The organism is Clostridium sp. 16K-1-R1 (assembly GCF_023921145.1).
GTDB classification, from domain to species: Bacteria; Bacillota; Clostridia; order Clostridiales; family Clostridiaceae; genus Sarcina; species Sarcina perfringens.
This window is the reverse complement of the sequence record NZ_CP046515.1, coordinates 529,842-553,819: the sequence shown is the minus strand read 5'-3', so window position 1 is coordinate 553,819 and position 23,978 is coordinate 529,842. Positions and strand designations below refer to the sequence as shown.

The window sequence follows — 23,978 nt, the reverse complement described above, 5'->3', positions numbered from 1 at the left end:
GTTTATTTTAATCTTTTTATATTTATTTTTATTTAATATAAAAACCTCTAAAAAAACTTAGATTACATTCATTTCTAAAGTTTTAATTTAAATTTTTAGAATTATTATAAATAAAAATATAATAATCTCTTTAAGAAAGCTTATATACTCTGCATTCATAAGGTTTTAATGTAAACTCTGTTAAGTTTTTATGTTCACAAACCTCATAATTGTTAAGAATTAAATCCTTAGAATTAAGTTTTTCTTTCTCATACATGTACTTGGCATTTTCTCCAGTTAAATTAGCCATTATCAAGAACTTTTCATTATTTAAAGTTCTTGTATAAGCAAAGATATTTTCATCCTCTTCAAGGATTAAATCATATACACCATAGATTAAAGCTTCATTAGACTTTTTAAGTTTTATAAGCTTTTTATAGAAGTTTAAAACTGAATTTTCATCCCTTTCTTCAACTTCTACATTTATTGTTTTATAATTTTCATTAACTCCTATCCAAGGTTTTCCACAAGTAAACCCTGCATTCTCACTTGAATTCCATTGCATAGGTGTTCTTGAATTATCTCTTGAAGTTACCCAAGCTTCTTTTAATGCTATTTCCTCTAAAACACCACTTTCAATTCTTTCATTGTAAGTATTTATAGTTTTAACATCATCATACTCAGATATGCTATGATATTTAACATTTGTCATACCAAGTTCTTGCCCTTGGTATATGAAAGGGGTTCCCTTTTGTAAGAAATAAATTGCTCCAAAAGCTTTTGCACATTCAGTTAAATATTCCTTGTCATTTCCCCAAGTTGAAACAACTCTAGGTATATCATGATTTTCAATGAAAAGTGCATTCCATCCTTTACCTTCTAAAGAATTTTGCCAATTTGTTAAAACATCTTTGTATGCCTTCACATCAAATCCTTGTCCCTCTTCATAATTCCAAAGATTAAGATGCTCAAATTGGAATATCATATTAAATGTTCCCTCATCTTCAGCTACCCAGTGATCAGCTTCATTGGCACTAACTCCATTTGCTTCTCCAACTGTAACTATATTATACTTTGAAAAAGTTTCTTCTTTTAGTTCTTTAAGATGAGAATTTATTCCCTCTACATTCATATGCTTTTCAAAGGATGAAACATATTTAAGTCCCTCTGGATTATCCATATCCTTAAGACCCTCTTCTTTTTTTATGTGACTTATGGCATCAACTCTAAACCCATCAATACCCTTATCAAGCCACCAGTTTATCATTTTATATAGTTCATTTCTTACCTCTTTATTCTCCCAGTTTAAATCTGGTTGCTCTTTAGCAAATAAATGTAGGTAATACTCTTCACTATTCTCACAGAATTCCCAAGCTGAACCTTTAAATATACTTTCCCAGTTATTAGGTTCCTCATCCCCTTTACCTTCTCTCCAAATATACCAATCTCTTTTAGGATTATCCCTAGAAGATCTTGATTCTATAAACCATGGATGTTCATGACTAGTATGATTTATTACTAAATCTATAATAAGCTTCATCCCTCTATTATGAACCTCATTAAGCAATTCATTAAAATCATCCATAGTTCCAAATTCATCTAAGATATCTTTATAATCACTAATGTCATAACCATTATCATGATTCGGTGATTTATACATTGGACATAACCAGATTAAATCAATACCTAAATCTTTTAAATAATCTAATTTAGATATTATACCTTGAATATCACCTATACCATCACCATTAGAATCCATAAAGCTCTTAGGGTAAATCTGGTAAGCAATTAATTCTTTCCACCACTTTTTATTCATATTTTCTCCTTATGTTTACGTATATTAATTGAATTTTAAATTCGAACTTTGTGCAAACGTTCGCCCAAAATTCAAAAAAATTTGTTTTTTAGAATCACCTAAAAAACAGATTTTAAAATAAGGCTAAAATCCAAAGTTTGCTAAGCTCCTTTGAATTAAGTCTCTATTTTTCCTATTGGCTATCAATTCTAAGATTCCAGCTTATTCAAGCTGTCATCAAGAATTACTAAGCACTAGATAAATTCGGCTAAAATTCAAAATTCGCTAGGCTCCTTTGAATTAAGTCTCATTTTATATTTTTATAATATCAGATAATTAAACCCTTTACAAAATTGATTTAAGAGAAAATTTATATTATTTTCCCTATTTATCTTTTATTTTCTCTTATATACTTAAATTCTTATGCAAACGTTTGCCCAAGTTCCATGAGGAATTCTATCCTCTATCAATTAATTCAGTATCTACTATACAATATTTTTTTCTACATACTAAATTTCCATTTAAATAATCTATAAGCAGCTTAGTTGCCTCATACCCTAACTCTCTAGCATTAATATCTATAGATGAAATTGGTGGATTTTGATATTTAGTCATAGGTGTATTATTAAAACCTACTATTTTTACTCCTTCAATTCCCTCTTCATTTAAAAATTTATTTGCCCCTAAAGCAAGTAAATCATCTGTTGTAACAACTATCTTAGGAGTTCTTTTTGATATTATCTCCCTCATAGCCAAATACCCACATTCTTCTGAAAAATCTATCCCCTCAATAACCATAGTTTTATCATAATTTAAATTATTTGCCTTAAAAGCATCTTTAAACCCACTTAATCTATCTTTAGAAACATTCCAACTTTTCTTTCCCCCAATAAAAGCTATGTCACTTTGTCCATCTTTTATAAATTTATCAACTAATTTAAACATTGCTTGAAAATTATCATTATCAACCCATAAAACATCCTCTTCATCTGGTCTTCCAATAACTACAAAAGGGAAATTTATGTCTTTTAAATATTTTATAGTCTTGTCCTCTTCTCTAACAGATAATAAACATAATCCTTCTAATAGATTATTACTTGAAAATTCCTTTATAGTCTTTAGTTCGTCCTCATCATTTTTACTAAAAGCATACATGATATAGTATCCATTTTCCTCTGCTGACATACTCATACCTCTCATTGCTTCTACGAAAAAAGGATTTTTAAATGAATCATCTGCCTCATTAGGTAAAACTACCCCTAATATTTTTGTTTTATTGTTAACAAGACTTCTAGCTATTGCGTTGGGTTTATAATTTAATTTTTTTATAGCCTTATTTACTTTTATTTTAGTTTCTTCACTAATTTTGGGGCTATCAGATAAAACTCTTGAAACAGTTGAAGGGGCTACATTGGCTTCTCTAGCCACATCTTTAATTGTAACTTTCACAAAATCACTCCTTCACACTTTAAAATATACCATAAAATCCTTCTGCAATCTACAAAGTGATTTAATTAAGAAAATACCACTAGCTAAGCTAGTGGTATTTTTTAATTCGATTATAATTTATTTTTTTATTAATAATATAAACTTTCTTTCCTTGTATAAGTGATGAATTCTTGTTAAATTTGTATTTATACTTGATTATTTAATTGAATTAATCTACATAAAATTTAAAAAATTATTTAAAAAGATATCAGAAATTATAAATCCTACACTACTAAAAATAAATTTCATATTTATTAAAGAAACAATAACCAAAGTTGCTGGATATACATATATAAGTTTTTCTCTTGATTCTATAAAAGTATTTAGTAAACTATACAACAATACTATTAATAATATTACACTAAATAATTTTAATACTAACCATGGTAATAATCCTAAAATTAAAGCTATTGATGATATTATCTTTAATAATACATTAAATGTTGAAATTATAAATAATATATTTAATATATTTGTTTTACCAAAATTATCTTTTATAATAAATTTAAAAACAATATAAATTATTCCTAATAAAAGTGCATAATTAAGTATATAACTACTTAGACTTAAAACATAAAGTTTTCCTGTAGGAAATAAGTTTTGCATAATCATATTAAATTGATTTTTAAATTCAATAGAATCATTAATATTCCAAGAAGATGATCCAGAAAATTTAGCTATTGTGCTAGGTATTGATTTAATCAAATTAAAACTACTTGATCTTAAGAATAAAACTGTTATTAGTGGCATAATTAATGTTGTTATTAAAATATATATTATTTTATTTTTAGATGATAAATTAATATTTCCATTTTTCATTGTGTTTATTGGACTAAAAATTAAATTTATTATAAGTTCTTTAATTTCTTTTGTATCTATTTCTTTATTCTCCTTATCCGCACTTAATTTACATCTATTCCCACACTCAGGACAAAAAACTGATTCTTCTGGAATCTCCTTACCACATTTTGAACAATACATAAAAGCCCCCTTATTTTTATGAAATATACCTAATTTAATTTATCTAAATATTTTATATTAGTTAATTCATAATTTCCACTTATGTTATTAAATTTAAATTCATAGAGAACATTAAATAACTTTTCTTGTTCTTCATCATTTTGTTTTATATTATATCTTTCAATTGCCTCAACAGTACCACTTAACTCTTGTTCATTTAATAGATTAATTTTCTCAATTTTTATATCTATTAACTCTTCTCTTATACCATCATTATAAAATTGCTTTACTACACTCTCCTGTGCATTATATAAATCTTCTCCTGGGTACAAATATTTTTTAATAGCTTCGAAATTATTGTTATTAACTGCAACTGTAAAGTTATAGGTGTAATCTTTCACCAAATTTTCAACATTATAATATAATTCACTATAATCATTATCAAAGTTGCTTGAAACTTTTCCAAATTTATCTTCTTCTTTGTTATTTTTTATTTCATATTCATATAATTGACTATCCAAATCAATATATAATTCTTTCCTTTTTCCTACTTCAACCTCATCAGATTTAAATATATTATCTCCTTGTTTAATCTCAATACTAATCTTTGTATTATATAAAATTGGTCCTATATCACTTAATTCATAAACTTTTTTCCCAGTATTTTTTCCATCAATATATACTGTAGCTTCTTTTGATTTTTCACTTGTTTTTAAAGTGACATACTTAAGCTCATTTCCCATTTCATATATAAATTCATTGTCATAAAGGCTAAAGTTTTCTATTAAATCAACTGTTTCAGTTTGCTCTAAGCTAACATATTCATTATTAAACTTATAGGATAACTCATATTCTCCTGGAACCAAAGGACCAACCTTTAGATTAAAATCCCTTTTATCTGATTCACACATTTCCTTACCATTTATAAAAAATTTAACTCCCTCAACCTTTGAATTTACATTTATAAATATAGGATTTATATAAACCTTAATTTTATTTAATCCCAAGAAACCTTTTTTTGAATTTTTAATATAAAACAATTTTTTTTCATTATCAGCATTTAAATTAAGCATATTACTTAATTCATCATTTTTATTAATTAATTTAGAATCTCTAATTAAGTAATTTATTGTTTCATCTAAAGCATCTAGATTCTTATTAAAATAATCAATAATAACTTTTGCACCTTCCTCATCTATTTTTAGAGATGAGCTTTCTGTATCTAATAAATCAATTAATTTTTGCTCATTTTTATCTAATATAGATACTTTAAATTTTTCAATAACATTTTGAGGATTACTCATATAAGCTCCTAATTGCTTATATGAAAAAAATAAAATCCCAAATAAAATTAAAGAAATTAAAATTAATTTATTACCCCTACCTTTTAGAGGTGATTTTTTGTTTTTTTCTCTATTATCATAAATATTCTTTTCACATTTCAAAGGTTTCTCTGTAGACTCTTTTAATTCTTCATTTGAATTTTCTAATTTTTCTTTTTCATAAGTTTTAACATCAGTTTCATTATTATTTAACTCTTCTTTAACTTCCTCTATTTTTGCTCCACAGATTAAGCAAAAACGGTCATTCCCTTCAATAATTCTTCCACAAGATTTACATTTTCGCAAAAAATCCCCCCCACTATTTAAATAATAAATCTATACACACTTTAATATTTTATTAGACCGTATACATAATTATTACTTTTAAAAATAATAATATTTTTACTCTATATACTTTATTATTAGTGTTTTTTTCAACAAAAAAAGCTACATCATTATTTGATGTAGCTTTTAAAATTATTTCATTAGTTTACATATATCATTTGTGAAGTCTACAGGATCTTCAATGCTTAATCCTTCAACAAGTAAAGCTTGGTTATAAAGTAATTTTGTATATAGGTTAAATTTATCCTTATCATTTTCAAGGGCATCCTTTAATGAGTTAAATACTTCATGATTTGTATTAACTTCTAATACTTTTTGTGCTTTAACTCCTTGATTATTAGGCATAGTACTTAATATTTTTTCCATTTCTATTGAAACTTCACCTTCTGAAGATAAACATACTGGATAATTCTTTAGTCTACTTGAAGCTTTTACTGCACTTATTTTTTCTCCTAAAGCGTCCTTCATAGCTTCAAATATACCCTTGTTTTCTTCATTTTCTTTTTTGTTTTCTTCTTCTGATTCTATTCCTAAATCACCACTAGATACTGATTTAAATTCTTTTTCTTTGTAGTTCATAAGCATTTTTATTGCAAATTCATCTACATCCTCTGTGAAATAAAGAATTTCATAACCTTTGTCTAATACCATTTCAGTTTGTGGCATTTTCTCTATTCTTTCATTTGATTCACCAACAGCATAGTAAATATATTTTTGGTCTTCAGCCATTCTTTCAACATATTCAGCTAGGCTTACCATTTTCTTTTCTTTAGATGAATAGAACATTAATAAATCTTTTAATTCATCTTTATTCATACCAAAATCATCATAAACTCCGTATTTTAACTGTCTACCAAATGATTTATAGAATTTTTCATAACTTTCTCTATCATTTTTCATCATAGACTCTAATTCATTTTTGATTTTAGTTTTTATATTTTTAGCAATACGGCTTAATTGTCTATCATGTTGAAGCATTTCTCTTGAAATATTAAGTGATAAATCTTGAGAATCTACTATACCTTTTACAAATCCAAAGTAATCTGGTAAAAGCTCTGAGCATTTTTCCATTATTAAAACACCATTTGAATATAATTCTAATCCTTTTTCATATTCCTTAGTGTAATAATCATATGGTATATTTTCTGGAATATAAAGAATTGAATTATAGCTTATCATACCATCAACACTTATGTGCATATGTCTTAAAGGTTTATCAAATCCAAATCTTTTTTCAACATAAAAATTATTGTAGTCATCATCAGTAAGTTCATTTTTATTTCTTCTCCATAAAGGAACCATGCTATTTACTGTTTCTTCTTCTACATATTCTTCATGCTCATTTTCTGTTCCCTCTTTAACTCTTGATTTAGTAACATCAAGTTTAATTGGGTATCTTATAAAATCTGAATATTTCTTAATTAATGATTTTAATTTATATTCTTCTAAGAATTCATCATAATTTTCATCCTCATCGTTTGCTTTTAGGTGTAAAATTATATCAGTTCCAAAAGAATCTTTCTCAGCTTCTGAAATTGTGTATCCATCCACTCCATCTGATTCCCATTTATATGCTTTATCTGCTCCAAAAGCTTTTGTTATTACTGTTATCTTATCTGCAACTAAGAATCCTGAATAGAATCCAACTCCAAATTGTCCTATAATATCAAAGCCATCTTTGATTTCATTTTCTTTTTTAAACTGTAAAGAACCACTCTTAGCTATAACCCCTAGATTCTCATCAAGTTCCTTTTCTGTCATACCAATACCTTTATCTGATATTGTAAGAGTTCTTTCTTCTTTATTTGGTTTTATTTTTATATAATAATCATCTTTATTGAAAGTTAATGAACTATCTCCCAAAGTCTTATAATAAACCTTATCTATTGCATCACTAGCATTTGAAATTAATTCTCTTAAAAATATTTCCCTGTTTGTATAAATAGAGTTAATTACAATGTCTAATAGTCTTTTTGATTCTGCTTTAAATTCTCTTTTTTCCATTTTGAATTATTCCCTCCCAAAACAAAAAACTTCTTTGTTAGCACTCTAATATACTGAGTGCTAATCTCTATTTTTATATATAACACTTTTTGAAATTAATGTCAATATTTAATCCAAAATGAGATTTTAACCTTTTTAATATTATTTTTAATAGCAAAATAGGTGTATAAAATTAACTTTATTTCCCCTACAAAGATTATAAAAATAATATTTCTGTAGGTTTTATAGTTAATTTAATACACCCATAAATTTAAAGTCAAACTCCTATATATTTAATTTTCAAATAAAAAGTCTTAAATATTTAAATATGTACTTATCAAATTGATATTCACTTAAATTTTACTTCCACAATAAGGGCAATAATTATAATCTCCCTCTACAGTTTTTCCACAATTAGGACAAACTTTTTTCACTGCTCTTTTTCCATAAACTTGCCCCTCTTGAATAAGAGTCATATCTTCTAGATTAACTTCATTAATTTCTCCCTTTTCTATGGCTTTTCCTTTTTCCTTTGAAATTTCATATATTGAGTTACATCTTTTACACATAACATAATACTTTTCATTCCATCTAAAAATAGGAATAAAGAATATATGAAAATACTCATAACTCTTTATTAAAGCTCCCATAGTTCTTGTTGAACAAGTTTTGCAATATATATTTTCTAATTGTTTTACTTCTTTTTGTTTATTTTCAATTCCAAATATACCAATAAAAAACATGCCATTCTCCTATAAATTTTATTATTACTTAAATATCATATTAGGATATATTTTTTTCAAAAATTCATCTGTATATTTCTTATCAAGAAATCTATCTAATGCATTTTTAGCTTTTATACCATTCATCCTTGCTACTTCTCTCCTTACAGCTAAAGATGATATTATTATATCTGGTATTAAAAGTACTAAAAATATTACTGTGATTATTTTTACTGTTTGAAAAGAAAATAGTCCCATAAACCTATCGAATAATGGATAAATATCCTTTAAGAAAAATACTCCAAGAATTCCCCAAAAGACAGAATATTCAACACTTGTTCTTCCATGTATGCTTAGAGCTTTACTATTATACTCCCAAGAAACACTACCAAACACCTTTTCTTGAACCCAAGAGCATAAATATTCAAAGGCTCCCCCAATAATTGCACTTATAAAAAATATTATTATTCCATTATAATCAATAAATCTATAAAGTAATAATGTAAGAGCAACTCCTCCTATGCCATATACAGGACTAATTGGTCCATAAATTAATCCTTTTCTACTTTCAAAGTGTCCATTTCTTACATAACACCAAATCATTTCTACACAATATCCTAAAATAGATCCAATGGTAAATATCCATATTATTTTATAAATATTTATGGTACTACTAATATCCATACTATCTCCCCCTATATTAATTTATATAATAATATAACTTTCATAAAAAATTTATCTATAAGTGAATATTAAGTATTTTGATTAACCGTCCAAAAAAACACTTGCTTTAAATAAATTAAAGTAAGTGTTTTTTAACTTTTATTTTATTCGTATCCATTTACTATAACCTTAAGTTCTCCTGTGTGTGGATCAATTACAAGTCCATGCACATTTACATCACTAGGCATTAAGGGATGATTTTTTAATGATGTTACACTTTCTTTTACAGATTCCTCTACACATCCAAATCCATGAAGCCATTTTTCCACATCTATTCCACAATGTTTGATAGTTAAGATTGTCTCCTCTGATATCCCCCTATCTTCCATTTTGCTTATCATATCTTTAGAATTTAAATTACTCATACCACAGCCATGATGTCCTACAACTAAAACATCTTCTGCATTAAATTCATAAATAGCAACAAGTATACTTCTAACAATACTTCCAAAGGGATGCATTATTGTAGCCCCAGCATTTTTTATTATCTTTGCATCTCCATTTTTTATATTCATAGCTTTTGGCAATAACTCAGTAAGCCTAGTATCCATACAAGATAAAATTACTAATTTTTTCTCTGGCTTTTTAGTTGCTTTATATTTCTCATATTCCTTATTTTCCACAAAACTCTTGTTAAATTCTAAAATCTCTTCTAGTCTTCTCACATTCTTTTCCATACTAAATACCTCTAAATAATATTTATTATTCTTTTAAATTAATTATTTATACTACTATACCACAAAGATTTAATTATATCCTAAAAAACTTTTTATATAAAAAAATTGATTTAAAGTCTTTACTCTAAACCCACTTAAAAATTCTCTCTTTATCACTTTTTATCTTCATTTAATTATACAAGTTGAATATATTAACTTATCTATTATTGTTTAATATTAATAAATAATACCCCAGTCCTCATATCCCTTATTTATTATATCTAGATATCTTTTATCTGGAGTTTTATCTCCTTTTTCATTCATAATATAAGCAAAAGCTTCATATGAAATTCCATTTATATCTTGTACAATAAGATCAATCTTCTCATATAAATCTGGATATTCTTCATACTTATCTAAATTCTTTAAATCATTTAGAGAAATTTCATAAATTGCACCATAAACCTTTTCACCTTCACAAGGTATTATATCTGCATATTTATTATAAACTAATTTATAATTATTAAGATGTACACTTATCATAGGAATAGCTTCTGGACATCTTTTTTTCATTTGATCTAAACATAAATTACTTCCATAAGCAAAATAGACCATATACCCTCCACCTTTTCTTAAATATCACTACATATTATTCCATAATAACTATAATACGTTAATTAATTTTAACATAATATAGCAAATTAACTCTACCAAAATTTAAATTTCAGTAAAGTTAATTTCTTTGTTTTATAAAAATCTATGTAATATTGCCAAATACTACTTCTTGATAGATTTAATATATGATCTATATTCCTATTTTAATATCTTTTAACACATAAAATAAGAATATAATTTTTAACTTATAGTTTTAATAAGCTTTTTACACTCATCTTCAATTTCTTCTATTGATTTGTGAATGTAGATTGCATTTCCACAAGCATATATATTTTTGCTTGAAGTTTCTAAATTTTCATCTACAGCTGGACCAGTTGTCCTTGGATTTAATTTAAGTCCACTTCTTAAGGCAACTAATCCATCTGAAATCATTGGATAAGCAAAAATTACTGTATCACATTTTATATTTTTCTTTTCATCGCCATTTTTTATGGTTACAGAGCTTACTCTTCCTTCTCCATGTATAGAGACAATTTCATATCCAGGGTATAAATTTTCACTTAAATCAAAAACTTCATTTTTATTTTTATCTGTTATGATTCCAGAAACCTTAATATTATGCTTTTTTAAATCCTCTTGAATCATATAAAGAGTGCTATCTCCTACTATGAAGATATTTTTTCCTGGAACCATATTTTTAATTCCAAAAATCTTTTTAGCCATTCCTACAGTTAAAACTCCTGCTGTACGATCTCCTGGAATTTGAACTGCATTTCTACTTTTTTCTTTTCCACCATTAGCAATTATTATGTTTTTACCTTTTATTTTCTCTACACCATATTCACTGCTTGTACAAAGTATTTCATTTGAATCTTCTATTTTTAAAACCATAGTATTTAATTTAACATCAATATTAAGCTCATTAAATTCTTTTAATAAACTTTCTTTATATTCTATACCTGTTAAATTACCCTTTTCGCTTATATTGTAATCAGCTGAATTTAAAGCTCCACCTAAAATTGGATCTTTCTCTACTAAAAGAATATTTTTTATTCCGTCCTTTTTACCATTAATAGCTGAAAGAAGGCCTGATGCTCCTCCACCAATTATAATTAAATCATATTCTCTCATAGTCTTAATCCTCCTTAAAACCAATTACTGGTGAACCTTCACTATTTTTATTTATATCACTTATGTCTATTCCTAATTCTCTACTTAGTATTTTACTTATAGGAAGTGTACATCCAACACCTTGACATCCTCCCATTGAAGCTCTAGTTCTTCTCTTAATAGCATCAACTGTAAGAGCTTTTATAGGTCTATGAATAGCTTCTACTATTTCTCCTTCAGTGACAAACTCACACTTACAAACCATATGTCCATATGCAGGCTTTTCCTTTATTAATTTATTTTTTTCTTCTAAAGAAAGTTCTGCAAATCTAACTATCTTCTCTCTAGTTTTTTTGAAGTTTTTCTTTTCAACTAAATCTAATCTTTCTTTAATCATATTAACCACATATACTCCTATTGCTGGAGCTGCAGTTAATCCTGGTGAATCTATTCCTATAACATTAATAAAGTTTTTAGCATCCTCTACTTCTTCTATTATGAAATCTCCCTCTTTAGTCTTAGGTCTTATTCCTGAGAATGTATTTAAAATTCTAGCTACTGGTAATTCTTCAAGGGATTTTTTGCTCTTATCTAAAATTTCATCTATACCCTCTCTAGAGGTTTCTAATGTTTTTCCTTCTACTGCATTAGGACCTACTAAAAGATTTCCTTCTGCCGTTGGAGTTACTAAAACTCCCTTACTTAATTTATTTGGAACTTGAAATAAAGTTTTATTAATCATAGCTCCTGCTACTTTATCAAATAAACAATATTCCCCTTTTACAGGATTTATTTCTCTCTTAGTCATGCTTACAAGATTATTTAAGAAAGCTCCTTCTAATCCTGATGCATTTATTATAAGTTTTCCACTTACTAATTCTTTATTATTTAAAGTTACTTTATACCCTTCAGATATTTTTTCTATACTAGTGACCTTTGAGTTTAATTTAAATTCAACTCCATTTTCTGCAGCATTTTCTGCTAAAGCTATTGTCATTTCATATGGACTAACTATTCCAGAAGTTTTTACATTTAAAACTCCAACTATTTCTTTATTTAAATTAGGTTCAATGTTTAAAGCTTCTTCTCTAGTTAATATTTCAAGGCCTTCAACTCCAAGCTTTTCTCCATTCTCTTTTAAACTTTCTAAAGTCTTCATCTCTTCATCTGAAAAAGCTAAGATAAATGCACCATTTCTTTTAAAAGGAAATTGTAAATCTCTTGATAAATCATCAAAGATTTTATTTCCTTCTATGTTTAATTTAGCTTTTAAAGTACCTATTTTTTCATTATAACCTGCGTGTACTATACCACTGTTTCCCTTTGATATTCCCTCTGATACATCACTATTTTTTTCAACCACTAAGACATCTAAGTTATATTTTGATAATTCTCTAGCTATAGAGCATCCAACTACTCCAGCCCCTATTACTATAATATCTCTCATACTGTATCTCCTTTTAAAACAAATTTTACTTTAATAAAAGATTATATTTTCCAAGTTAACAACACTTTTACTAATAACTTTATATACCTAAAACTCTCCCTAGCTTTAAACAGAATTTAATAAAATCTATTAAGCTTGTCTAAAATTTTAAAGTACAAATTTTCTTATAGCCTCTGCAACGCCTCCATGCTTATTGTCTGCTGTTACATAATTTGCAACATCTTTCACTGAATCTATAGCATTTCCCATGGCAACTCCAGTTCCAGCCCAAGTTATCATTGATAAATCATTTTCGCTATCACCTATACACATTACTTCCTCTTGAGAAACGCCTAAATATTTTGCAAGCATTTGAACAGCTTCTCCCTTTGAACTTCCATTTTTCATTATTTCAAAGTTATCATCCCAAGAAGAAACAACTTCTAAATCAGTTGTACAAGCTATTAATTCTTCTTTTGCTTCTTTTAATTTATCTTTAAATTCTTTTTCTACACAAACACCCTTTAATATTTCTCCCTTATACTTTTTGAATGCTTCATCTAAGTCCTTAACAACCTCTAATCTCACTTGTTTATCCTTAGGTAAGGTTTTATTTAAGACCTTATAAACATGATCTTCTGGTAATTCTACTGTTGAAACAATTCCCCAGTTTGTATTTACATATGTAAATAAATTATTTTTCTTAGTTATTATATTAAAATCCTCTAAATCACTTTGTTTAAGAGGGTTATTATATATTTCTTCGTCATTCACTCCTCCAATATAAGCTCCATTACTAGCTATAATTGGAGTTTTTAAACCTATTGTGTCTGAGTACATTCTTGCACAATCATAAATTCTTCCTGTAGTTATGGCTACTATTACTCCCTTTTCTACAGCTTCTTTTATTGCATTTTTATCTTCTTCTGCAATATTTTGCTGATCCATAAGTAAAGTACCATCCATATCGATGCATATTAATTTTATACTCATACTAAACACTTCTTTCTTTTGTATATTATTTCTTTCTGCATTTTTATTATAAATCTATGTCCTAAATAAGTTAAATACTTGTTTTTTATAATTATAATAATTTTTTACTTATATATTTAATAATAAAAATAAATTGATTATATAAAAAACATAGAAATTATTGAAAATTCTATGCTTTTAAGCTTTAAATCTTTTTATTTTATTTCCACATCTTCAAAAATTGTATTTGCACTTGTCCATTGTTGAAATCTAATCTTTACTACAAGCCCATATAGACCAAAAGTTATTACAATGAGTATCCACCAAAATATCCAATGTCCTATTAATTCCTTAGGATTACCTATAAATTTTAATCTTTTCCCACAAATAACTGTATGTTTACAAGTAGCTTCATACTTCATGCAAATAATCCATGGGTATGCCAATCCTAAAGTTAATATTCCTAATAATAAACATTTCAAATGATGAACAATTGAATTTTTAAATGTATTATCAAAATATGAGTCATATTTTTCTTTATTTAAAATAATTGATGATTTATAGGCCATTTTAATTCTCCTTTCCTTCATTAATATTCTTCCTTACCTAAACTTCCAGATTTTCTAAATATATTATAATTTATTTAGAAAACTTATCAATAAAGTCTAATTATCAATATTTCTAAAATAGATTTAAATATAAATCATATGAAAAATATATAATTAAATATTAATCAATATCTTAAAATTAATGCATATATGTAAAAAGCATAGAAAACTTTTTAAGTTCTCTATGCTTCTTTATATAATATTATTTTATTTCTATGCAACTTGGAGTACACTATCCACAGCTACCCATTTGTCTAATGTTATTTTATTCCCTGCTCGAAAGCAAAAAATCTATTTTCATCATATTTTTTTCTAATCTCTCTTAGCTTGTCCTTGTTTTCTCCATAATATTCTTCTTCATAATCCTTAATGTCTTTAAAAGGAAAGTTTATAAATGATCCAGTAGTTATGCTTTCTATGTATTTAAAATTATTTTTAATCCATTTTATATTTTCTTCTGCAAAGATATCATCTTCCCAAACAGATTGTATTCCCATAATAAACCTTGCATCCCTATAGTAAAAAGCTGATGAATTCTTGTGAACATCTTTTACTGCTCCACCAAGTCCATAAAAGGATATGGCAGTATAATATGCTCCCTCTGCTCTATTTGAAACTATATCTATAAGTTTTTCTATTTCACAGTTATCATAATCTCTAAATACAAATCTTCCTGTTGATTTATATTTTTCATAAGGAGGATGACTATATTCAATTTTTCTATTAGCTTCTAAAACTCTCATGTAACTTAAATTAAAATTAACCCTTGTTGGCAATTTAAATGGAAGTAATATTTCATTAGCTTCTTCTTTATGTCCATAAAATAATCCTGTAATCTTAACTCCAATTCCCTTATCCTTTGAATTGTAGATAGCTGTTTTTAAGTTAATTCTCCTATCTAAGTTTTTGAACTTTTTTTGTAATGTTCTTATTACATAAACAAGTTCTTCTTTTTCCGCATTAGGGTAATCTATGTCTATTAAAGTTGCCATTTCTATTTTTTGAGGAATTTTAAAGGTCATTGAAACAACCACTCCAAAATTTCCACCTCCACAACCTTTGGCAGCCCAGAATAAATCAGAATTATCATATTCATTAGCTATAACAATTTTCCCTTTGCTATTTATAAACTTTACTTCTAGAAGATTGTCACATCCAAGCCCAAGTAATCTACTTGAATAACCCCAACCTCCACCAAGAGCAAATCCTACAACACCAACTGTAGGGCATCCCCCTCCTGGAAATGGATATCCTAAAACACCTAAAGCTTCATATATTTCTTCATTTTTAACGCCACCTTCTATAGTAACTTTCATATTTTCTTCATCAATGATTATATTATTCATTTTACTTAAATCTATTACCAATATATCATTTTCTATGGAGTATCCTTCATAGTTATGACGTCCAACTCTTATTCTAAATGGAATATTATTTTCTTTAGCCCATTCTAAAGCATTTTTTACATCATCAATATTATTACAAAAAACTATCCCTAAAGGATATTTTTTTATAGCTCTATTCCAAGATTCTATACTTTTTTCATACTCTATATTTTCTCTAGTTATTAAATCACCAGTCAATTTAGAAAAATCAACCTTTTCCATACTCTCACCTTCTATAATAAATACTCTATTTAATGATGATATCATAAGTTCTTTATTTATAAAATAAAAAAAATAAGTGAAAGATTATAACTTTAGTTAATTTAACTAAATTAATCCTTCACCTTTTTTATTTATATAAGAGAATTATCATAAAAGTTTCCCATAACCTCAACAGTTGGTTGTATATTTACAAATGCTTCTGGGTCTATATCCATAACATTTTTCTTAACAATTAATAATTCATGCTTTGAAATTACTGTGGTAATTGAGCTTAATGGTTCATTAGTATATCCACCATAAAGATTTCTACCAATTGTAACTCCTCTCATTTGACTCTTAATTAAACTATCAACAACCTCTTTTTCTTTTTTAGTATAAATTGTTACTGTAAGCTTGTATTGTTGAATGTAAAATAAGTCTATAACCTTAGTAGTTACATAAATTGAAACTAAGCTATATAAAGCTAATTCCCATCCATAAACTAATCCTGCAACTAATAATATTATTCCATTTACTATAAATCCTAGTTGACCAACTGACTTTCCTGTCATTTTTTGAACAACTAAAACTATAATATCTGTACCTCCAGTAGAGAAGCCTGCTCTAAAGCACATTCCAACTCCAGCTCCCATAAGAACTCCTCCAAATATGGAATTTAAAAGTTGGTTATTAGTAACCGCTCTTGTTGGAATAACCCCTATAAAAAATGATAATGAAATTATAGAAAGAAAACTATAAAGGGTAAATTTCTTTCCTAATTTTCTATAGGATAAATAAGCAAGTGGTAGATTTAAAATTAAAACCCATGTTGAAATATCAATGTTTATATTGAAAAAATCTCCACCAATAGATGATAATAGCTGTGATACTCCTGTAACACCTGATGAATAAATATGTGCAGGTGTTAAGAAAAAGTTAACCCCAATTCCAGCTAAAGCCCCAAAAAGAATTATAGCAGTAATTCTATAGGCTACCTGATAAATTCTTCCGTTCTTTTTATTCACTGAATTCACTCCGTTCAAAATTATTTTTTCATTATAAATTATTGCTTGTGATTTTGCTTAATTTATTATATCACCAATAAAATTCTTTTAAAGTGTTTTATTTACTCTTTTTGCAATTTATGATATTTTGTGCTTTTTAATATCTATTTGTTATTTTATATACATTTAAGTTTAAATATTAATATTCGATACTAGTTTATTATTTGTATCTAAAGAAAAAATTTACGAAACAAAGTGAATTATTCTCTATTTTATTTAACTAACTTCTAAAACTTCTTCTTTATTCTTTTCAAAGAATGATTTTAAAACTAAACCTAATCCTAAACCAAATAGGGCTGGTAATACCCATCCTAACCCCTCTGAATAGAAAGGTAAATTTTCAAAAATCCTGTTTAAAAATTCTATATTAATACCTGTACCACTTAAAGCATGAATAACACTAACTATTGTTGTAAATGCTATAGTTGTAGTATATACCACTGAGTTTCCTTTTATATATTTATCTAATATTGCTAAGGCAATAAGCATTATTGCCATAGGATAAATTGCATTTAAAACTGGAACTGATACTGCTAATATTTTATTTAATCCCATATTAGCTAAAACCATACTTGTTAATGTTAATATTCTAACCCAAGAAAGATAATTTATTTTTTTAGTCAAAGTTTGAAAGTATTGGCTACAAGACGTAATAAGACCTACGCAAGTTGTTAAGCAAGCTAATGTAAATATTACCGCTAATAAAATAGCTCCTGGTTTTCCAAAAATATAAGTGATTATATTACTAAGAGTTTGTGCTCCATTTTCAGTTAATCCAAATCTTCCACCACTAGTTGCTCCAAGATGAGCAAGCATTGAATATATTACTATTAATAATCCTCCAGCAATTATTCCTGCTTTTACAGAGGTTTTTACAACAAATTTTTCTTCTTTTACTCCCTTAGACTTTATTACAAGAGCTATTACAATTCCAAAGTTTAAGGCAGCTATTGTATCCATAGTCATATATCCATCTAAAAATCCACTTATAAATGGTGATTCTTTATAAACTCCTGTAACCTCTCCATATGCTCCTAAAGGTTTAAAAATACTTGCTACGAAAATTAATCCTATTAATACAAGTAAACTTGGAGTTAATACTTTCCCCATTCTATCTACTAACTTTGCTGGTGATAAAGATAGCCAGTATGCAACTGCGAAAAATACAAAAGTATATATAAATAATGCTAAATTATTAGATATAAGTCCTTCTGGTAAAAATGGCGCAACTGCCATCTCAAAGGGAAGACTTCCTGCTCTAGGTATTCCTAAACCAGGTCCTATTGAAATATAGATAAGAACTGTGAAAAACGTTGCAAAGACAGGATTTACTCTACTTGCTAATGCATGTAATCCTCCTGATTTCGCCACAGCAATTACCCCTAGTACTGGAAATCCTACTGCCGTAACAAAAAATCCTAAAATAGTAATCCAAGTAGCATTTCCAGCCGCTTGCCCTAAGAATGGTGGGAAAATTAAATTCCCTGCTCCAAAAAATAATGAAAATAACATTAAACTTACTAATAATAAATCTTTTCTTGATAAATCTTTCATAAACAATGACCCCATTTCTTTTTTTTAACTATATTTTTTCCGTAAAAATATAGTTTTTAATTATTTAATCGCTATAAAAAATTATAATTTCTCCTTCTATGTCCATGAGAAAACCTCCTTTAAAAATAAAAAATACCCCGTCCCTATAAAAGGGACGAGGTTTAATCGCGTTACCACCCTAATTCTATAAATATAACCTAAAAAAATAGATTTAATTTATAGCACTCTTAAAATACGTACTAAATAATACGCTTTTCCTATAACGGTGAAAATCCGATAAAACTTACTAAAATATAGCTTCAGCTTTACTTCTCCGAGATGATTTTCAGATATACCTTGAACATTGACTTTCAGAAACTTGTCAACTCTCTGTGGATCAATAAATATGCCCTACTTTTTCTCTTCATAGAATTTAATTTTGAATTTATAAGTATATTATCTCTTATTTTTCCAGCTGTCAACCTTAAGTGTATTTTTTATTTATTTTTCATTTTTTCCCATAATACATTAATAAAAAATAAATTATACCGAATTTTCTTTTCCAATTTAAAATAAAATTTAACTAAAAATTTTTTTCTAAAATTATATTAATACATGAAAATAATAAATATTTTCGTGGAATATTTATTTTAAACTCTCCCTTATAAAATATAAAAAATAAAAGGTACTATATAAAAATAAGTTTATTACTATATTTTCATACATACCTTTTATAGCTTATATTTTAATATATTATTTAAAAAGTTTTTTATATTTATGACCTATTTTTCCTGTTAATAAATCTCTTAATTCATCTACCAATGAATCCTCTAAATCAATCTTTCTTATTATTGAAGCCTGTCTTCTGTTGAAATATATTATAAAATAGTTTTTAGTCTCTATTACCTCATAAAATTTATAATATTTAATCTTGCTTTTACCTTTAAATGCTGTGCTTTTAATCACTAAAATGTCATCAAAAAATTCTAAAGTTTCTATGGATTTTAAAACGCCAGCTTTATCAGCCTTTTCCCTTTCCCTAATTTGAAATTCAATTTTCACAACTATTGCAAATAAAGTTATGATTAATAATATTAACCAATAAATTAAAAAGCTTTTTAATTCAAAAATCCTATTATTATAAGAAACAAATCCAGCCATTAAAGCTGTAATTACTATAATAGCAGGGATTGTAAATTTCTTTCTTAAGAAAGTTGCTATGTACAAAAATCTACTATAATCTTTTTTATTTATAGATGTCTTTATTGTGAATAATTTTTTGTCACTCATTCCTTAATCCTTACCTCTTCCATTAGTATATGTAGAATATTTTATCAAAATATATAAAAGTAATAAATACAAAAATTATAAAGTTAAATAAAAAATATGTAAAAAGAAAACCTATAAATACATCCAGAGAATTATATAATCTTTTTTAAATATTCTCTTCATAATATTTATAAGTTTATCTTAAATTTCTTTTAATATAATTATGTATTACCTGCAACAAACATTACATGGATCACTTTTACCACTTTCAGCCTGTGTTCCACTGTATATTTTTTTACTTCTTTTTAAGGTTGTACAATTAGATCTTTTATGATAGCTTTTTCCACCACTTGTCCAATAAACTATTTCTCCTGAACTAGCTGTTTTAGGTGTTGAATCTCCTGAAGAATTAGCTAAATTTGATGGATCACCAGAGGATTTGTTTGTATTCTTGCTGTTATTATCTGATGTACTATTACTATTTTCAACCGCTTTATTTTTAGAGTTCTCTTCTGATTTTTTTGATTCTTCCTGTGCGATTTTAGCTTGTTCCTCTTTTTTAGCTCTTAAATTATCTAACTCTTTTTGTTTATCTTCTACCTCTTTACTTAAATCATTATTTTCATTTTGTAATTTATCTACTTCTTCCTGAATTGATTTAAGCTCTGTATTATTTTTTAAGGAAGGTATTTTATACTCTAACTCATCAACTTTAGGAGCTACTTCATTAAATTCCTTTGAATAATCTTTAACCATAAGATTAGGCGAAATCCCTAAAATCAATGCTAATATAAGAGCTATTTTATGAGTTTTTATAAATTTTATAATTTCTTTTATCATATGCTCCTACTCCTAATTCAAACTTTGTATTTCTTTATTTAATGAATTTAATTTATTTTGTAAATCTTCATTACTTTTAGTTAAATCCTCTTTTTTAGAATTTAAAGCATTGGTATCATTACTTATTTTTTCATTTAAGGAATCATACTCTTTTTGAAGATTATCATACTTCTCTTTAATAGAAAGATATTCACTATGTGTTTTATAAACTCGTGGCTGTAAAAAACTAAATACAATAGCAAAAACCATAGTAAAAATAAAGAAAGTTCCTATTTGTTTAAGAGCTCTTATTACAAAATTCTTTTTAACTTTTTCATCTGTAATTTGCATTTTTATCCCCCTCTCAATACCACTAACATTTTATCATAATTTATACATATTTTTATTATAATATACTTTTAAAACTTTTTTTGTAATAAAATGGATTGTACAATTTACTTTTTTTATAAAACTTCTTTTATGGTCTATAATATACTAATTATAAAAAAAATGAAAAAGGTGCATCTAAAATCTTAATAATGTAAGATTTTATGCACCTTTTTTAATATTATATCTCTTAAGGCTTATAATAATTAACTTCTTCTTTAAGTTTTTCTATTGATTTAACTTTTATTTTACCTGAATTATAATCAAGAATTCCTTCTTCTATTAATTGATTTATTATTCTATTTATACTTCTAATATTAGAACCTACTCCTTCAACTAATAAATCCTTAGTAATTCCTAAATTATTTTTATGAAGTGTATTTAATATTATGTACATTACCCTATATCTTAAATTATAAAAGGCATTAACTCGTTCTCTTTTGCAACATTCATAATTTCTCTCTGCTATAAGCTTACTTATAAATAATGAAAATTTATTATCTAATTCTATCCACTTAATAAAAGACTCTTTGCTTATCTCTAAGGTCTCACATTGTGATAGAGCCTCCACTGTAGTAACTACTTCCTTATTAATTAAGGCTTCTAGTTCACCAAATATTGTAGCTTCACTATCAATATCTTCTAGATATATAGCTCCTGTAAAATCACAATGATATGTTTTAATTTTTCCCTTTAATAAGATATATACAAAATCACAATTCTCATTTTGAACTAATAACTTTTCTCCATATTTAAAACTTCTATTCTTTAATTCTTTTTCAATTTCCTTTGGACAGTTATTTATAAACTCTATTAATTCATAACTCTTCATACATAATCACACCCATAAAAATAGTTTTATCTATTATAGTGTTAATTTATTTTCTCCTTGCTCCTTAAAGCTTGCATACCATTCTAATAAACCTGATATTGATAAGATTAATTGAATAGCAACTAAAATTAACATTACATAGTATCCATTTAGTATATATATAATTATAAATAATATGTTACTTAATATCCATAAAATCCAATTTTCATATAACTTTTTACTTAACCAATATTGGGCTACTAATCCAAGTACTGCAGTTAAACTATCTAGAATTGCATTTTGAGCATGTAATATATTTATTTCTACATATCCCCAAACTGCCCAAGCTACCAATATAATTATAGTCCATAATATCTGTCCCTTTTTAGTTAACCCTGATGTTACTACATTGTCCTCTTGATCTGAATTTTTAACCCAATAGTGCCAACCAAATATGTTGAATCCAACTTGGAAACATGCTAACACAGCTAATGCATATAATCCAGTATTGTAATATATGTATAAATATGCTACTACTGTTATTATCCCAAATATAAAATTGGACACTTTTTCTCTAGATAATAACCAAACATTTATTATTCCCATTACTGAAGCAAAAATTTCTATAATACTTGAGTTTATTGAAAATCCCACTAATAAACATATAGCACATGCTACTACAACGAATATTGGGCTACAAGTATATGAAGTGAATTTTTTCATTAATTCCATAAATAATATCCTCCTAAATTTAAAATATTTCTCTTAAAAATTCTTTATAATCATTTGTTCTTGATAGCAAAATACTAAATATTTTTTATCTAATATCTCTTTAAAAATTCTTTTACTATACTTGTACATTTCTCTGTAATACTCTGGAAATTTGCCATAGCTTCTTCATGAGTTATTTCAGCTTCTGAATAAGCGGCAGCTAAACAAGGTACACCAGAAAAACCTAATACTTTTATTCCACAATGATTAGCTACTATAACTTCTGGAACTGTAGACATTCCTACTACATCTGCTCCTAAGGATGCAGCCATTAAGGTTTCCACTGCTGTTTCATAACTTGGACCTGAAAACATTGCATATACTCCCTCTTTTAAATTTATATCTAAATCTTTAGCAATATTTTTAACTTCTTCTCTTAAATCTTTGTCATAAGGATAAGCTAAGTCTGGAAATCTTTCACCAAACTCTAATAAATTCTCTCCTATTAAAGGATTATCTCCAGTGAAGTTTATATGATTTCTTATTAAAACTAAATCTCCAGCTTCAATAGATTCTTTAGCCTGTCCTGAACAATTAGTTACTACAAGAGTTTCAACTCCTAAAAGTTTCATTACTCTAATAGGTAATGTTATCCTTTGCATTGAGTGCCCCTCATAATAATGGCATCTTCCTTTCATAGCAATAACTTCTCTACCATGTAACTTTCCAATTATTAAAGTTCCTTCATGCCCAGCAATAGTAGGTACTGGGAAATTAGGTATATCCATATATCTATAATATTCTGCCTCTTCTATTTCATTTGCCAAATCTCCTAATCCAGTTCCTAAAACTAAGCCTATTTTAGGAGAATATTTACTTTTAGATTTTATATATTCATAAGCTTCTTTAATTTCTTTTGATAAGTTCATTTTAAATTCTCCTCTCAATGTATTTCTTACAAGCTTATTATCAAATATTAAGTAAATGTTTTCAAGGACATTTGTCCAAGACTTTCATATAGGTTTTATACTAAAAAATATACCTTTTAAACTAAAAGTATTTTTAAATTAATAAAAAATCCTTGGAAATAAGAG

The 23,978-nt window shown here is 26.5% G+C and carries 22 protein-coding genes and 1 other annotated feature; all 22 genes read right to left on the bottom strand.

Translation table 11 applies throughout. The features are described from left to right. Positions 1 to 130: 130 nt before the first annotated feature. The 22 genes from GOM42_RS02415 to GOM42_RS02310 all read right to left on the bottom strand — a co-directional run bounded on the left by GOM42_RS02415 (position 131) and on the right by GOM42_RS02310 (position 23,813). Positions 131 to 1,795, bottom strand: a complete 1,665-nt coding sequence (locus GOM42_RS02415) for an alpha-glucosidase (protein WP_057230662.1) — start codon at positions 1,793 to 1,795, stop codon at positions 131 to 133. Between the two features lie 435 nt (positions 1,796 to 2,230). After that, positions 2,231 to 3,223 (bottom strand): LacI family DNA-binding transcriptional regulator, encoded by a 993-nt coding sequence (locus tag GOM42_RS02410; protein WP_025648411.1) that lies wholly within the window; start codon positions 3,221 to 3,223, stop codon positions 2,231 to 2,233. A 213-nt stretch (positions 3,224 to 3,436) separates the two neighbouring features. Beyond that, positions 3,437 to 4,243 carry a zinc ribbon domain-containing protein gene (locus GOM42_RS02405; protein WP_057230660.1) on the bottom strand — a complete coding sequence of 269 codons (807 nt, stop codon included), beginning with the start codon at positions 4,241 to 4,243 and terminating at the stop codon, positions 3,437 to 3,439. Positions 4,244 to 4,272: 29 nt separating this feature from the next. Further along, positions 4,273 to 5,850: a zinc ribbon domain-containing protein gene (locus tag GOM42_RS02400; protein WP_110035024.1), complete on the bottom strand. Its 1,578-nt coding sequence runs from the start codon at positions 5,848 to 5,850 to the stop codon at positions 4,273 to 4,275. 171 nt (positions 5,851 to 6,021) lie between these two features. Continuing rightward, complete coding sequence (gene htpG, locus GOM42_RS02395; protein ID WP_057230656.1) at positions 6,022 to 7,893, bottom strand: molecular chaperone HtpG; 1,872 nt, start codon at positions 7,891 to 7,893, stop codon at positions 6,022 to 6,024. A 332-nt stretch (positions 7,894 to 8,225) separates the two neighbouring features. Beyond that, positions 8,226 to 8,615, bottom strand: coding sequence for a zinc ribbon domain-containing protein (locus GOM42_RS02390; RefSeq protein ID WP_057230653.1), 390 nt, complete (start codon positions 8,613 to 8,615; stop codon positions 8,226 to 8,228). A gap of 24 nt (positions 8,616 to 8,639) precedes the next feature. Further along, on the bottom strand, positions 8,640 to 9,278 hold the full coding sequence (locus GOM42_RS02385) for a putative ABC transporter permease (RefSeq protein WP_057230652.1): 639 nt from the start codon (positions 9,276 to 9,278) through the stop codon (positions 8,640 to 8,642). Between the two features lie 143 nt (positions 9,279 to 9,421). Then, positions 9,422 to 9,994: a carbonic anhydrase gene (locus GOM42_RS02380; RefSeq protein WP_011009793.1), complete on the bottom strand. Its 573-nt coding sequence runs from the start codon at positions 9,992 to 9,994 to the stop codon at positions 9,422 to 9,424. Between the two features lie 216 nt (positions 9,995 to 10,210). Further along, entirely contained in the window at positions 10,211 to 10,588 is a 378-nt protein-coding gene (locus tag GOM42_RS02375) for a gamma-glutamylcyclotransferase family protein (protein ID WP_057230650.1), read from the bottom strand. A gap of 240 nt (positions 10,589 to 10,828) precedes the next feature. Then, positions 10,829 to 11,719 (bottom strand): FAD-dependent oxidoreductase, encoded by an 891-nt coding sequence (locus GOM42_RS02370; protein WP_057230648.1) that lies wholly within the window; start codon positions 11,717 to 11,719, stop codon positions 10,829 to 10,831. A gap of 4 nt (positions 11,720 to 11,723) precedes the next feature. Beyond that, complete coding sequence (locus GOM42_RS02365; RefSeq protein WP_057230646.1) at positions 11,724 to 13,145, bottom strand: NAD(P)/FAD-dependent oxidoreductase; 1,422 nt, start codon at positions 13,143 to 13,145, stop codon at positions 11,724 to 11,726. 147 nt (positions 13,146 to 13,292) lie between these two features. Then, a complete protein-coding gene (locus tag GOM42_RS02360; protein WP_057230644.1) occupies positions 13,293 to 14,117 on the bottom strand; it encodes a Cof-type HAD-IIB family hydrolase in 825 nt (274 codons plus the stop codon). A 194-nt stretch (positions 14,118 to 14,311) separates the two neighbouring features. Continuing rightward, positions 14,312 to 14,665 carry a hypothetical protein gene (locus tag GOM42_RS02355; protein WP_003455446.1) on the bottom strand — a complete coding sequence of 118 codons (354 nt, stop codon included), beginning with the start codon at positions 14,663 to 14,665 and terminating at the stop codon, positions 14,312 to 14,314. Between the two features lie 299 nt (positions 14,666 to 14,964). After that, positions 14,965 to 16,311 carry an FAD-binding oxidoreductase gene (locus GOM42_RS02350; RefSeq protein WP_057230643.1) on the bottom strand — a complete coding sequence of 449 codons (1,347 nt, stop codon included), beginning with the start codon at positions 16,309 to 16,311 and terminating at the stop codon, positions 14,965 to 14,967. Positions 16,312 to 16,442: 131 nt separating this feature from the next. Continuing rightward, positions 16,443 to 17,315: a YitT family protein gene (locus GOM42_RS02345; RefSeq protein ID WP_003455426.1), complete on the bottom strand. Its 873-nt coding sequence runs from the start codon at positions 17,313 to 17,315 to the stop codon at positions 16,443 to 16,445. Positions 17,316 to 17,570: 255 nt separating this feature from the next. Further along, entirely contained in the window at positions 17,571 to 18,908 is a 1,338-nt protein-coding gene (brnQ, locus tag GOM42_RS02340; protein ID WP_057230641.1) for a branched-chain amino acid transport system II carrier protein, read from the bottom strand. Between the two features lie 147 nt (positions 18,909 to 19,055). After that, positions 19,056 to 19,324, bottom strand: a binding site (T-box leader). Positions 19,325 to 19,640: 316 nt separating this feature from the next. Further along, positions 19,641 to 20,177, bottom strand: coding sequence for a YcxB family protein (locus GOM42_RS02335; RefSeq protein ID WP_057230639.1), 537 nt, complete (start codon positions 20,175 to 20,177; stop codon positions 19,641 to 19,643). A 207-nt stretch (positions 20,178 to 20,384) separates the two neighbouring features. Then, complete coding sequence (locus GOM42_RS02330; RefSeq protein WP_110035025.1) at positions 20,385 to 20,996, bottom strand: hypothetical protein; 612 nt, start codon at positions 20,994 to 20,996, stop codon at positions 20,385 to 20,387. Between the two features lie 12 nt (positions 20,997 to 21,008). Further along, positions 21,009 to 21,326: a hypothetical protein gene (locus GOM42_RS02325; protein WP_003455561.1), complete on the bottom strand. Its 318-nt coding sequence runs from the start codon at positions 21,324 to 21,326 to the stop codon at positions 21,009 to 21,011. A gap of 226 nt (positions 21,327 to 21,552) precedes the next feature. Then, complete coding sequence (locus GOM42_RS02320; protein WP_003461323.1) at positions 21,553 to 22,194, bottom strand: Crp/Fnr family transcriptional regulator; 642 nt, start codon at positions 22,192 to 22,194, stop codon at positions 21,553 to 21,555. A gap of 33 nt (positions 22,195 to 22,227) precedes the next feature. Continuing rightward, the gene (gene pnuC / locus GOM42_RS02315) at positions 22,228 to 22,905 is read right to left on the bottom strand and encodes a nicotinamide riboside transporter PnuC (protein ID WP_057230636.1); all 678 of its coding nucleotides are present in this window, start codon (positions 22,903 to 22,905) and stop codon (positions 22,228 to 22,230) included. 89 nt (positions 22,906 to 22,994) lie between these two features. After that, entirely contained in the window at positions 22,995 to 23,813 is an 819-nt protein-coding gene (locus tag GOM42_RS02310) for a purine-nucleoside phosphorylase (RefSeq protein WP_011009785.1), read from the bottom strand. Positions 23,814 to 23,978: the final 165 nt, after the last annotated feature.

Excerpts from the sequence above, each read along its gene's own strand:
- GOM42_RS02415 (WP_057230662.1), bottom strand. The coding sequence starts at position 1,795 with ATGAATAAAAAGTGGTGGAAAGAATTAATTGCTTACCAGATTTACCCT.
- GOM42_RS02405 (WP_057230660.1), bottom strand. The coding sequence starts at position 4,243 with ATGTATTGTTCAAAATGTGGTAAGGAGATTCCAGAAGAATCAGTTTTT.
- htpG (WP_057230656.1), bottom strand. The coding sequence starts at position 7,893 with ATGGAAAAAAGAGAATTTAAAGCAGAATCAAAAAGACTATTAGACATT.
- GOM42_RS02390 (WP_057230653.1), bottom strand. The coding sequence starts at position 8,615 with ATGTTTTTTATTGGTATATTTGGAATTGAAAATAAACAAAAAGAAGTA.
- GOM42_RS02385 (WP_057230652.1), bottom strand. The coding sequence starts at position 9,278 with ATGGATATTAGTAGTACCATAAATATTTATAAAATAATATGGATATTT.
- GOM42_RS02380 (WP_011009793.1), bottom strand. The coding sequence starts at position 9,994 with ATGGAAAAGAATGTGAGAAGACTAGAAGAGATTTTAGAATTTAACAAG.
- GOM42_RS02375 (WP_057230650.1), bottom strand. The coding sequence starts at position 10,588 with ATGGTCTATTTTGCTTATGGAAGTAATTTATGTTTAGATCAAATGAAA.
- GOM42_RS02370 (WP_057230648.1), bottom strand. The coding sequence starts at position 11,719 with ATGAGAGAATATGATTTAATTATAATTGGTGGAGGAGCATCAGGCCTT.
- GOM42_RS02365 (WP_057230646.1), bottom strand. The coding sequence starts at position 13,145 with ATGAGAGATATTATAGTAATAGGGGCTGGAGTAGTTGGATGCTCTATA.
- GOM42_RS02360 (WP_057230644.1), bottom strand. The coding sequence starts at position 14,117 with ATGAGTATAAAATTAATATGCATCGATATGGATGGTACTTTACTTATG.
- GOM42_RS02355 (WP_003455446.1), bottom strand. The coding sequence starts at position 14,665 with ATGGCCTATAAATCATCAATTATTTTAAATAAAGAAAAATATGACTCA.
- GOM42_RS02350 (WP_057230643.1), bottom strand. The coding sequence starts at position 16,311 with ATGGAAAAGGTTGATTTTTCTAAATTGACTGGTGATTTAATAACTAGA.
- brnQ (WP_057230641.1), bottom strand. The coding sequence starts at position 18,908 with ATGAAAGATTTATCAAGAAAAGATTTATTATTAGTAAGTTTAATGTTA.
- GOM42_RS02335 (WP_057230639.1), bottom strand. The coding sequence starts at position 20,177 with ATGAGTGACAAAAAATTATTCACAATAAAGACATCTATAAATAAAAAA.
- GOM42_RS02330 (WP_110035025.1), bottom strand. The coding sequence starts at position 20,996 with ATGATAAAAGAAATTATAAAATTTATAAAAACTCATAAAATAGCTCTT.
- GOM42_RS02325 (WP_003455561.1), bottom strand. The coding sequence starts at position 21,326 with ATGCAAATTACAGATGAAAAAGTTAAAAAGAATTTTGTAATAAGAGCT.
- GOM42_RS02320 (WP_003461323.1), bottom strand. The coding sequence starts at position 22,194 with ATGAAGAGTTATGAATTAATAGAGTTTATAAATAACTGTCCAAAGGAA.
- pnuC (WP_057230636.1), bottom strand. The coding sequence starts at position 22,905 with ATGGAATTAATGAAAAAATTCACTTCATATACTTGTAGCCCAATATTC.
- GOM42_RS02310 (WP_011009785.1), bottom strand. The coding sequence starts at position 23,813 with ATGAACTTATCAAAAGAAATTAAAGAAGCTTATGAATATATAAAATCT.